At 38.6% G+C, this 12,744-nt stretch carries 7 protein-coding genes; all 7 read right to left on the bottom strand.

Annotated elements, in window-relative coordinates:
• Window positions 1-91 precede the first annotated feature (91 nt).
• The 7 genes from EL260_RS02085 to EL260_RS02055 all read right to left on the bottom strand — a co-directional run bounded on the left by EL260_RS02085 (window position 92) and on the right by EL260_RS02055 (window position 12,735).
• The gene (locus tag EL260_RS02085) at window positions 92-2,497 is read right to left on the bottom strand and encodes an endo-beta-N-acetylglucosaminidase H (protein WP_123858636.1); all 2,406 of its coding nucleotides are present in this window, start codon (window positions 2,495-2,497) and stop codon (window positions 92-94) included.
• A 63-nt stretch (window positions 2,498-2,560) separates the two neighbouring features.
• Complete coding sequence (locus tag EL260_RS02080) at window positions 2,561-4,717, bottom strand: endo-beta-N-acetylglucosaminidase H (protein ID WP_123858635.1); 2,157 nt, start codon at window positions 4,715-4,717, stop codon at window positions 2,561-2,563.
• 109 nt (window positions 4,718-4,826) lie between these two features.
• Window positions 4,827-6,254, bottom strand: coding sequence for a glycoside hydrolase family 125 protein (locus EL260_RS02075; protein WP_123858634.1), 1,428 nt, complete (start codon window positions 6,252-6,254; stop codon window positions 4,827-4,829).
• A gap of 32 nt (window positions 6,255-6,286) precedes the next feature.
• Window positions 6,287-8,518 carry a GH92 family glycosyl hydrolase gene (locus EL260_RS02070; RefSeq protein ID WP_123858633.1) on the bottom strand — a complete coding sequence of 744 codons (2,232 nt, stop codon included), beginning with the start codon at window positions 8,516-8,518 and terminating at the stop codon, window positions 6,287-6,289.
• Window positions 8,519-8,640: 122 nt separating this feature from the next.
• Complete coding sequence (locus tag EL260_RS02065) at window positions 8,641-9,612, bottom strand: glycoside hydrolase family 130 protein (protein WP_105683163.1); 972 nt, start codon at window positions 9,610-9,612, stop codon at window positions 8,641-8,643.
• 35 nt (window positions 9,613-9,647) lie between these two features.
• Window positions 9,648-10,946 (bottom strand): MFS transporter, encoded by a 1,299-nt coding sequence (locus EL260_RS02060; protein ID WP_123858632.1) that lies wholly within the window; start codon window positions 10,944-10,946, stop codon window positions 9,648-9,650.
• 151 nt (window positions 10,947-11,097) lie between these two features.
• Entirely contained in the window at window positions 11,098-12,735 is a 1,638-nt protein-coding gene (locus EL260_RS02055) for a SusD/RagB family nutrient-binding outer membrane lipoprotein (RefSeq protein ID WP_123858631.1), read from the bottom strand.
• Between the last annotated feature and the right edge of the window lie 9 nt (window positions 12,736-12,744).

Raw genomic sequence — 12,744 nt, 5'->3', positions numbered from 1 at the left:
TTGACTTAAAAAACAGACAAACAAGATACTGCTTGTCTGCCTGCTTTACAGTCTTTTTTATTTTCCAGATAAAATCTTCATCAACTGATTTTTATTTTACGATGATTTTACCTGATGATACCACTTTATTTTTTGAGGATGTAATCTTGTAAATATAAGTACCACTGGTTAAATCCTGTGTATTCACTGTATTATTATTTTGATTAATTTCCTGCTTCTTCAATAATTTCCCTGAAATATCATAGAATGAAACTTCGCCGGAGCTATCGGTACCTGTAAAATGAATATCACTTCCTCTTTTAACGGGATTCGGATAAACGGTATTGTTTTCTTTTACAGATTCAAGATCTCGTACAGACAATGAAGCGTTGCAGGGAACCTCTGTTTTCCAATTGGTATCACTCATATTCACCAATGTGGCAAAGTGAGTATTTGCAGTAGCATCCAAAGCTCCAGCTCCACTTCCTTCATCCATTTTCCAGTTGGCCTCCAGGCCTTGTGAGTTCGCTGCCACGTTACAGCTGTTATTCATAATTTCCTGAGCTGTTAATGCTCTCTTCCACACTCTGAATTCATCCAAAGCACCATTAAGCGCACGGGAATTATCATAATTTCTTGCTAAATAAAGAATACCATTGGCGGTAAAGTTACCTGTAACAGGTGTAGTTGCATCAAGATTACCGTTGACATACAATTTCATCGCTGTTCCATCATACGTTGCTGCCACATGATACCATGTATTGGTATTAAATGCTGTATTGGTATTGATTTTCGTCTGTGAGGAACCAAAGCTCAATATAAACTGAAGTTTATTATTCGCCAGGTTGCCGTCTCCAAATCTAAGCATTGCAGAATTATTATCTCCCACTTCAATGCCAAGCACTGATGAAATATTAGGGAAAGCTGTTTTAAAAGCATTTACTTTTACCCATCCTTCAATCGTTACTGCATTTCCACTTAAATTAAATTGTCCGGCATTCAGGTAATTTGTGCTTCCGTTAAAGGAAAGTGATCTTGGACCAGGACTTACCACAGGTGCAAAGCCACTATTGAAAGATCCTTCTCCTGAATAAGTACTTGTTGTTCCTCCATTACATGCTGCCTGTACTTTCCATACATAATTTGTATTAGGAGTAAGATTTTGCAGTGAATAAGTATTGGTTGATATATTCTGAACTTCAGACCATGACGTGGCTGCTGTTGTTTTGTACTGTAATGTATAAGAAGATGCTGTTCCGGCATCCCATGACAATTGAGCAGAATTTCCAAGATAGCTTCCTGACACTACTCCCGAAGGTGTTGCACATCCGTTTCCGGAATTGAATCTTGGAGCAAAAAGGTAGGTACTGGTTAGTGTTGGGGAGCAGTTTGATTGTATTCTCCAATCATAATCTGTGTTCATAGTCAGATTATTGATGACTACATTACCTCCTGAATAATTGCTTGCTACATTGATCCAGGTTGTTGAATTGGCGGGTTTATAATCAATATTATAGGTTTGAGAAGCATTAGAAGTCCAGTTTAATTTAGCTGAAGTTCCTGTTACATTACTTACATCCAACCCTAATGGCGGATCACAGGTTTGGCCCTGGCTCCATGAATACAATTGTCCGCTTAATTGAGTATCTTCATTATAAAGAATATTGGAACCGGTACTTAGGTAATTTGCCATATTGGTTCCTCCTAAATCGTACCACATAAATACACCATATCCGTCATTTTTAGTACTGGTAGCTAAAGATGCCAGTGTAGATGCTGAAGTAGACTGTGGATTTGAATTTTGTATCCAAATTGCCGCAGGAGAGAGTTTTGATTTATCAAGAGGAGGAACATTTGGAGCAACATAAGTTCCATACATCGCGTTCCAGCTATAGTTGATATAATTTCCTGCTAAATCCCCATTATAAGTTTGTCTTGAAGTTGCAGGTCCATAATAATAGAATGTAATCAGCTTATCAGGCATAGCAGCTTTAAGCTCCTGCAGCAACATTACAAAAGAACTGTTATTAGGCTGTCCTGTCCCATTATTTCCATATCCTGCGTATTCATCATCCAGATCCACCCCATCTAAACCATAAGTATATACTGTATGGGCTACCTGTAAAGCAAAGTCTTTGGCGGCTTCACGATTAGGAAAATTGGAGATCCCAGCTCCCTGATGATTTCCTAAAAGGTCCAGCAATACCTTAATTCCTTTTTGTTGTAAAGGTTTTACATAGGTATTTACATCATTTAATACTTTGGTAACGTTATTATTATTTGAGATATACGCTCTGCTTTTAGAAACATCATAGTTGATATTGGCAGCGAAGATAATAGCAACATCAAAAAGCTGCCTGTTGGTGGTTTGTAGAGTATAAGAACCTGCATTCAGCATGTTATTGTTATTTACCTCCACATAACATACTCCCAAGGGATTGAGCTGTTGGGCTTTGAGTTGAGACCCGGCTTGAAGCATCAGGGCCATCAGGGGAATAAGAAAGGATTTTTTTTTCATAGTCTATTAATTTTATTAAAATGAGAAAAAGCCATTGGGCCTGAGACCCAATGACTGATTTTATTATTTTACTATTAATTTTTCGGTCTGCTTTTTACCTCCATTCTGAGATTCAAACTGAAGGATGTAATTTCCTGTTGAAAGTCCTGAGGATTCATAATGATTATCTCCGGCATTGAGAGATTTTGTACCTACAACTCTTCCGTTAAAATCATAGATTGTCAATTTTCCTTTGTTGTATTCATCAGGAACTGAAACCGTAAATGAAGAAGCTTTGCTTACAGGATTCGGATACAACTTTATCTGATTCCTACTTTTGATTTCTCCTGAACCGATCCCTCTTTGAACTATTGTATTACTTGATAATTTTGAAGTCCCTGTCGTACATGGAAGATCAGTTGCCCAGTTGGAAGCATCTACCCCTGTCAAGCTTAGAGTCACACCATTCCCTGAACTATCCTGAACGGTAGAACCACTCCCTTCATTAAACTTCCAGTAGGCTGCAAGGGAAGAAGCAGGAACAGATACATTACACATATTCTGACTGATTTCCGTCTGGCTCAATGCACGTTTCCAAACTCTGACCTCATCTATTTTACCGTTGAAGTTTCTGGAAGTGTTATATAAATATCCTACATTGAAAGCTCCGTTGGAACTTACATTTCCGGTTTGTGCTTTACTTGCATCCAAAGCACCATTGATATAAAGTTTCATCGTACTTCCATCATAGGTTGCTGCCACATGATACCATGTATTGGCATTTAAAGCAGTAGCAGAAGCTAGTTTTTGCTGTACATTATTGACACTTATTACAAACTGAAGCTTATTATTGGCAAGGCTGGCATCTCCTAATCGCAAGAACGCTGAATTGCTATCACTTACCTCCGTTCCCATGATTGATGAGATGTATGGGGATGCTGATTTAAAAGATGAAGGTTTGATCCAGCCTTCGAAAGATAATGTGGAACCATTTAAGTTCATATTTCCGGCTGCTCCGGATTCAGTGCTTCCATCCAAAGACAGAGCATAAGAACCTGTAGGTGCCGTTGTTCCAGATCCGCTATTGAATCTTGGAGCAAACATATATGTACTTTTTACGCTACAGTTTGTTCTGATTCTCCAATCGTATTCGGTATTAGCGGCTAGTCCTGAAACTGTGATTGAACTAGAGTTAACCGCTGTAGCTGCACTCGTCCATGTTGTTGACGAGGCTGGTTTATAGTCAATATCATAAGTATTGGTTCCTACCGTAGACCAGTTTAATTTCGCACTTGTTCCGGTAAGATTGCTGGTGTATAATCCGATAGGAGCATCACAATTGGTTCCTTGGGTCCATGATTGTAAAGTCCCGCTTAAAACCGTTGGTTCACCATATAATGTCTGGGTACCTGCTGAAAGTTGTGACGTTTGATTGGTTCCTTTAAGATCATACCAAAGATATAATCCATACCCCCCGTTTTTTGTTTGGGTAGCCAGACTGGTGGTAGTAGAATTGGAAGTATTCCCAAGCCATACTGCTGCCGGAGAAATCTGTGCTTTGGTAAGAGGCGGAACATTAGGTGCGGAGAATGTTCCGTACATCGCATTCCAGCTGTAATTGATATTATCTCCTACTCGGGCTCCGTTCCAGGAAAGTCTTGAAGCAGCATCTCCATAATAATAGAATGAAATGATCTTATCCGGAAGTAATGCTCTTAGTTCCTGAACAAGCATTACGAAGGAACTGTCATTAGGCTGCCCGGTCCCATTATTTCCATAGTCTGAATATTCATCATCAAAATCAATCCCATCCAGACCATAAGTATTTACTGTATTGGCTAATTGTAATGCAAAGTCTTTTGCTGCCTCACGGGTAGGAAAATTACATATTCCTGCTCCCTGGTGATTTCCCAGAATGGTAAGGACCACTTTCATTCCTTTCTGCTGCAATGGCTTTATGTAGGTATCTGCATTGGTAAGAACCTTCGTCACATTATTATTAGAGTACAGATAGGCTCTTCCACGGCTGGTATCATAATTAATATTGGCCGCAAAAATATTGACCACATTGAACAGGTAACTATTCGATGTTTGCAGTTTATATGCTCCTGCATTCAGGAGGTTATTGTTGTTCACTTCCACATAGCATATTCCTTTAGGATTAAGCTGTTGTGCATGAAGAAAAGCACCAGACTGAAGCGCCATGGCCATCAGTGCGGTAAGGATGGATTTTTTTTTCATTGTATAATTTTTTTAAGGTGTTTTGGTGTCTTAATTTTATATAGCATTCCCCTGATCCTTTCTTTTTGAGGAAAGCATCTTAAGTAAATAAGCCGTATAAAATATGGGGCTATGTCAGTAGCTCAGGGTTTTCGTTAAAGGTTTTCCATAGCAATTCTCCAAATAAGGTATTGGCCCATGCAAACCATTCTCTGGTGAATTTTTTGTCATTGTCTTTATGGAAGGACTCATGCATAAAGCCTGTCCCTCCGTGCGTTTTCTGTAAGGTATTGATGCACCATCTGATCTCACTTGTATCTTTTGTAGTGAGCGCTTTCATAATGATACTCATTGGCCAGATCATGTCAAGTCCGATATGTGGACCTCCTATCCCTTCTGCCAGCTTTCCTTTGAAGAAGAATGGGTTATTTTCCGACCACACGAATTTTCTCGTGTTCTGATAAACAGCGTCGTCAGCTTTCACCGCATCCAGATAAGGTAATCCTAACAGGCTTGGACAATTGGCATCATCCATCAGGTTATAACTTCCAAAGCCATTCACCTCAAAAGCATATATTTTTCCAAATTCAGGATGATTGTAAATTCCGTATTTTTTGATGGCTGCATCTACCTCATCAGCCAGGCTGTTCAGTTGTTGAGCCAACGTTTTTTCATTTTTAATCTGAGACACCATTTCTGCGGCCTGGCGTAAACTTACTACTGCAAATAAGTTAGAAGGAATCAGGAATCCATAGATCGTAGCATCATCACTTGGACGGAACATAGAACTGATAAGCCCTACAGGTTTTGTTGGATAACCATATCCGCCCATAGGAACCCCGTCAGTTGCCCAGGATGTTGTACGCTCAAATTTATAAGGTCCTAAATCTTTTTTCCTCTGCTGTTCTATAAAGGTCTGCAAAGTAAGTTTAATTCCCTGTAGCCAGTTAGCATCAAAAGGTTTTGTATCTCCTGTTGTTTTCCAGAAATGATATGCCAAACGAATAGGATAACACAATGAATCGATCTCCCATTTTCTTTCATGAGTTCCCGGCTTCATATCGGTGTGGTCATACTCTTTCCATTTGCTTATCTTCTTGTCATCATTATAAAATGCGTTGGCATAAGGATCTTTCAGGATGAAAGTTGTTTGCTTATGGATTACTCCTGAAATCAACTTGTGAAGTTTTTCATCTTTCTTTGAGAACTGCAGATAAGGAAAAACCTGTGCAGAACTATCGCGAAGCCACATCGCATCAATATCTCCCGTAATCACATAAGTGTCCGGTGTACCGTTGCTTTCACTATAAAAAACAGTAGTATCTAATGTATTTGGAAAACAGTTTTCAAAAAGCCAGCTTAGCTCTTTATTGTTTACTTTCTTTTTAAAAGCTGCAATAGCACTTTCTACGGATTCACTGGTAAAATGTCTTTTATTTTTAGGAACACGGACAACAGGAAAACCTTCCGTAGCCAGGGTTTTTGCAAAAACATTTTGAGTAAACAGCAATCCGGCTCCTGCCAGTGCACTTGTTTTAATAAAATCTCTCCTTTCCATTGATACTTTTGTTTCGTTTATTTTTATTAGTCTTATTTTACAGGCTTACTTCCCATGACAAATCTCAGCTCTCCACCGTTCATGATGTCACTATGGTTCAGTTCCCAGCTTTTGTACTCTTTTCCGTTCAGGAACATTTTCTGTACATAGATATTTTTATCTGATATTTTATCAGCAATCACTGTGAATGTTTTTCCGTTTTCCAATTGTAATGAAGCTTTCGGGAACTGAGGGGCTCCAATCGAATAAACAGGTTTTCCAGGTGTAACAGGATAAAATCCTAATGAAGAGAAAATATACCATGCTGACATTTGTCCACAGTCTTCATTATTCACAATTCCATCAGGTTTGGCAGCATACATATTATCACGGATGTATTTTACCATCTTTTGTGTCTTATAAGGACTTCCTGCATAGTTGTACAGGTATGGAACATGATGTCCCGGCTCATCTCCAAATCCTAAAGACCCGATGAATCCGGAAATATCAACATGCTGCTCTCCTTCCATTTTAAGGTTTTCAGTAAATGTTTTATCCAGTTTTTCTTCAAATCCTTTCTTTCCGCCATACAGATTCATCATTTCATCGATTTGATGTGGAACAAAGAAATCATAAGCCCAGATATTTCCGGAAACCCAATGTGGCTGAAGCTTTTTCCAGTCATTAAGAGGAAAATCTGCCAGAAATTTTCCATTTTTTTGTCTCGGCCAGAAATGGTTATTTTCTTTATTGAAAGTATTCAGGAAGTTCATGGAGCGTTTTCTGTATACTTCAGCTTCCTCTTTTTTTCCTAATTTTTCTGCCAACTGCTGAATACACCAGTCATCATAGGAATATTCTAATGTTGCAGAGACAGAAGCTCCATTTTCTGAAGGAGTATATCCTAGCTTAATATAATCATTAAGCCCTCCGCCTCCATCACTGCTGCTCATTTTATCCGTCAGAGAAGCATCTTTCATGGCTGCAAAAGCTTTTTCACCATCAATCCCAGGTACTCCTTTGGAAATAGCATCCCAGATTACCGAGGCACTGTGATAACCCAGCATACAGAAATTATCATATCCGCATAGCTCCCAGATCGGCATATGATCTTTACGGTCAGTATATCTGCTGATGAGAGAGTTAGCAAATTCCTTGGTATGTTTTTGATCCATAATAGTCAATAATGGATGAGTAGCTCTGAAACCATCCCAATATGAATAGGTACTGTAATTCGTAAACCATTTCGTATTCATATTTTCCTCGGCTGCTACATAATCTCCGTTAACATCCATATACAGATTCGGAGCAATAAATGTATGATAAACTCCTGTATAGAAGATTTTTCTCTGGCTATCCGTTCCCCCGGTTACCTGGAATCTTCCGATAAGATCCCGCCATGTTTTTTGTGCAGTTTCTTTAGCTTTTGCAAAATCCACATTATTCGCTTCTGTATCAAAGTTTTCCTGTGCATTTTCTGTGCTTACCGGAGATAAAGAAACTTTTACTTCAATACTTTCCTGATCTTCTGTAGCAAACCTTACAAAGGCTTTGGCATCTTTTGCCAGCGCAATTTTTTCATTGTTCTTTATTTTCCCTTCAGCATATACTCCATAAGATTTAAACGGTTTGGAAAACTCCATCACGAAATAGGCAAATCTTTTTCCACCCCAGCCATTACTGTAGCAATATCCTTTTATTTTGTTATTACCTTCTACGCTTACCAATGTATGGTAAATATTTCCGAAGATCTTATTGGTAGGATCAATAATAATATTGGCTTCATCAGTCTTCGGGAAGGTATATTTATGAAAACCTACTCTTGGAGAGGCTGTCAATTCTGCTTTCACTCCATAGCTATCCAGCATTACGGAATAGTACCCCGGAGCTGCAGTTTCTTTATCATGAGTGAATGTTGAACGATATCCGGTTTCAGGTTTATCTTCTGATCCGGGAACCATTTTTACCTGTCCCACAGTTGGCATTACCAGAATATCTCCAAGATCTGCCCACCCTGTTCCGCTCAGATGGTTATGGCTGAATCCCATGATCGTCTTACTGCTGTAGTGGTATCCGGAACACCAGTCCCAATCTCCACTTTTGGTATTTTGATCCGGACTCAGCTGAATCATTCCGAATGGTGTAGTGGCCCCCGGAAAGGTATGTCCATGTCCTCCTGTCCCTATAAACGGATCTACCCAGGATAAAATGTCATTCTTATTTTGTTGGGCATTCGCTATGGAAATCAGAGATGTAAAAAAACAGATCAGCAATTCTTTTTTCATGATAAGAGAGTATCAGAGATTTTTTAATTTAAAAGTTTGTTTAAAAATATGAAAACCATTACAAAGATCCCAAAAAGCAGAGAAATTAAGCCGGTTAACATATTTTTTTCATCTTAGAATGATTAGATTGAATTCTTTTTCATAAAATCAATAATTTCTGAGATATATCCAAAGGCAATTGCCACTACAGTATCGGCTGCCCCATAATATACTGTTACTTTATCTCCCTCCGTTAAAGCTGCACAAGGAAAAACCACATTCGGTACATCTCCTGTTAATTCGTACACCTCTGCCGGAGCCAATAAATAAGGTTTTGTCCTATACAATACTTTTGTAGGATCTTCAAGATCAAGCAAAGCAGCTCCCATTGAATATCTGAATCCTCTACAAGTGTTGATTACTCCATGATAAAACAATAACCATCCTTCTTCTGTCTTGATAGGAACCGGTCCGCCACCAATCTTAGTACACTGCCACGCACTGTCTTCGAAAGGAGTAACTTTCATCACACAACGGTGCTCACCCCAGTATTTCATATCAGGGCTGTAGCTGATATAAATATCTCCAAAAGGAGTATGTCCGTTGTCACTTGGGCGGCTCAACATCGCATATTTACCATTGATTTTTTCCGGGAAAAGGACTCCGTTTCTGTTGAAGGGGAGGAATGCATTTTCACACTGGAAAAATTCTTTAAAATCGAAAGTATATCCAATTCCGATAGTAGGTCCATTGTATCCGTTACACCATGTGATCCAGTATCGGTCTTCTATAAAGGTAACACGCGGATCATATTTGTAGTCGGATTCAATCATATCGGTATTTCCTGCCTGCATTTCAATAGGATCATGATTGATGTCCCAATTGATTCCATCTTTACTAAACCCTGCAAAGATATTCATCTGTACAGCTTTATTATCGCAACGGAATACTCCTGCAAATCCATCTTCAAAAGGAATTACCGCACTATTGAATATACTATTGGATGTTGGTATTGCATATCTGTTAATGATCGGGTTTTCGGAAAACCTCCACATAATATCATTACAACCTTCCGGGCGATCCTGCCAAGGGATCATTACTGATTGAGCTGTCATAAAGTATTTTTACTTTTTTATTTAAAATTTGTTTATTAATTGATTATTCCTTCTTTCTGATTTTCTGAATAAGGGAAAGGAACAAACAGGGTGACAAGGAATGCAGGAATGGTAGCGATCAGCACCCAGATAAAGAATATTTTATATCCTACCCAGTCACTAATCATCCCACTGAACATTCCCGGTATCATTACTCCAAGGTTCATAATTCCTGTGGCAAAGGCATAATGGGCTGTTTTATGTTTTCCGGGAGCAATCTGCTGCATCATATAGAGCATCAATCCCACAAAACCAAATCCATATCCAAAATATTCTACCACTACAGCCATTCCTACAGGTAAAAGATCAACCGGCTGATAATAAGCCAGTAATGCATATACCACAAACGGAATATTAAATGCACAGCACAGCCATATCAATGATTTTTTCAATCCGCGGGCTGAAATAAAATATCCAGCCAAAACAGATCCTAGAATGAATGCCGCAGAACCATAAGTTCCATAAATAAGCCCGATATCTGAAGTTGACAACCCTAATCCACCTGAAGTTCTTGGAGCTTTAAAAAATAAAGGAGCAATCTTTATTGCAAAACCTTCTGCAAAACGATACAGGATAATGAACAAAATACACCACAGGATTTTCTTCTTGGTAAAGAAGGAAGTAATGACTTCCAATAATTCTTTACGGACATTACCTGCCGTTTTTTCATCTTTCTGCTCTTCTTTATTTTCTTTTGGCAGAATGAAATAGTGATATATCGCTAATGCAAAAAATAATAATGCATAGATCACCATAATGATCATCCAGGCATGGGTAACTCCTTTTGTTTTTTCCAACACTCCGGCAGCATACACCAAAGCTCCACTACTGATAATTTTGGCAAGGTTGTAAAATGCGCCCTGCCAACCAATGTACTTAGCCTGTTCCTTATTACTCAGAAAACCAATATACGTTCCGTCTGCTACTACATCATGGGTTGCTCCACAAAATGCAACTACTGCAAAAAGAGCAATGCTGTATTTGAAAAAGTCGTGCAAAGGCAGACTTAAGGCAACCAAAGCAAATAGAATTCCTATGGCAAACTGGGTAGAAACAACAAAGAATTTTTTAGTTTTATAGATCTCCAGAAAAGGGCTCCAAAGTGGCTTTAATGTCCATGAAAACATAATCAAAGCCGTCCAGAATGTGATCTGTGAATCCGAAACACCCATATCCTTATACATGATCCCCGACACCGCATTAATGGTTACAAAGGGTACTCCCATTGCAAAATATAATGTGGATATCCAGAGAATTGGCTGAATCCGACGGGTTCCGGAGTTGTTTTTTCCCATATTTAAAAATAAGATTCTAAAGAAAAAGAGAACATCTCAAGGTTCATTCCGGCTAAAAAACGAAACTATAAATTTTTTGGAGATCCTACGCTTATCTCCTGCCTGAATGATGATCCTTTATGAGATGTCTCTGTATTTTGAAGTGATTTGATTATTTTTTATCCCACCATAGCTTGGTTCCTCCATTATCAGGGCCTCCTAATTGCTGAACAGCTTGTGAGTAATTGAAAGTCGAGTTTTTTGTATCATTTGTGAACGGAATTCTTCTAATCATCTGATCTGTACTAATTAATCCTCCACTATCATTTTTTCTGACTTTGAACAAAATTGGGTATCCTGTTCTTCTTTGTTCAGCCCATGCTTCAGGGCCATCCGGATAAAGAGCCAACCATTTTTGAGTGATGATTCTTTCAAGTTTCTTTTCGTTCGAATCGCTGTTGTTCCAGGCAATGGTAATGGTGCTTAACTGAGCATCTCCCACAAGAACGTTATTGGCTGCATTTTTAGGGTCAATATAAGGAGCTTCTGTAGAAACACCATCTGCAAGATAAGCACCCAGATCAGAACTTTTCCCCCATTCTCCAAAAGACTGAGTGATACCCGCTTGATAATTAGCTTGCGCATCACCTGCTCCCGAATATCCTCTTAAAGCTGCCTCAGCTTTTAAAAACCAAGTTTCAGCGGCAGTAAACAATTTGAATTTTCCATCAGTCCCAGAGAAATAATCTCCACTTGCTGCTCTTGCTGCCGGTTGAGAATATCCTCCATAGGTTGGCTGCCCATTGATTAAATCAATACCTTGGCGTATTCCTATATATTGAGGTTTACCCGCTATAAAGGTTGCCGGATCTTTTGCGGTATTGGCATACGCCGAAATTCTAGGGTCTTTGAAGCCATTCATATAAGCCATTATGGGTGCCCCTATAGAGCAATCTCCCCATGAATAGATAATAAAACTTAATTCGTGCTGCCCAACACTTATCAATGCATTATCTGCATTATCAGATATTAATCCTGCGGAAGAAGCAAAAACTTCCTCAGCATATTTTTTTGATTTTGCGGGATCAGCATAACTCATACGCAAAGCAAATCTCAATTTTAGAGAGTTGGCTAGTTTTGTCCATTTAGCAATATCTCCACCATAGATCAAATCTGCTCTTTTTACGACAGCTTTATCTTCTACATTCTGTGTTGCTGGAGTATTTTGTACTTTTTGCAAATCAGAAATAGCAGTGGTAAGATCAGTAATAAAATTGTTGTAAGCATCCTGTTGAGAATCGAAATCTGTAATCCCGTTTGCATTAGGAGTGTCATATTTACTATACACTACAGGTCCATGGCGATCTGAAACTCTTGCTGCTGTAAGGATTTTTAATATTTTTTTAACTGCAAAAGTTGCTGTAAAATCTATTCCGGGATAATTGTATTTTGCCGCGTCATCTATGACAATAGAATTATTAAAAACATCACGCTGTCTTGCAATGATTCTATTATTCCAGCCATCCATCATTAAATAAGTAAGATTATTCGTTCCTCCATTAAACTGTGATGCCGTACTAAACATTCCACTAAACATATCTGCATTGAGATTGGTCGCTAACTGATAATCTGACTGAAAACCTCTTTGGATGTCTTTCATAGGATTTACAATGGCTGTAAAATCTGCATAAAAATTTTCCGGACCTCCAACTTTCTGCTGATTAAACTCTTCAAAGTCTCCGATACAACTGGAGGCAGAAAAAAGCACAGCTACTCCAAGTATATAAGTTTTAATATTAATTATTTTCATTTTAGTATT

Source organism: Chryseobacterium nakagawai (assembly GCF_900637665.1).
GTDB classification, from domain to species: Bacteria; Bacteroidota; Bacteroidia; order Flavobacteriales; family Weeksellaceae; genus Chryseobacterium; species Chryseobacterium nakagawai.
The sequence above is the reverse complement of the archived record's forward strand: the minus strand, read 5'-3'. Positions and strand labels throughout refer to the sequence as shown.

Excerpts from the sequence above, each read along its gene's own strand:
- EL260_RS02085 (WP_123858636.1), bottom strand. The coding sequence starts at position 2,497 with ATGAAAAAAAAATCCTTTCTTATTCCCCTGATGGCCCTGATGCTTCAA.
- EL260_RS02080 (WP_123858635.1), bottom strand. The coding sequence starts at position 4,717 with ATGAAAAAAAAATCCATCCTTACCGCACTGATGGCCATGGCGCTTCAG.
- EL260_RS02075 (WP_123858634.1), bottom strand. The coding sequence starts at position 6,254 with ATGGAAAGGAGAGATTTTATTAAAACAAGTGCACTGGCAGGAGCCGGA.
- EL260_RS02070 (WP_123858633.1), bottom strand. The coding sequence starts at position 8,518 with ATGAAAAAAGAATTGCTGATCTGTTTTTTTACATCTCTGATTTCCATA.
- EL260_RS02065 (WP_105683163.1), bottom strand. The coding sequence starts at position 9,612 with ATGACAGCTCAATCAGTAATGATCCCTTGGCAGGATCGCCCGGAAGGT.
- EL260_RS02060 (WP_123858632.1), bottom strand. The coding sequence starts at position 10,946 with ATGGGAAAAAACAACTCCGGAACCCGTCGGATTCAGCCAATTCTCTGG.
- EL260_RS02055 (WP_123858631.1), bottom strand. The coding sequence starts at position 12,735 with ATGAAAATAATTAATATTAAAACTTATATACTTGGAGTAGCTGTGCTT.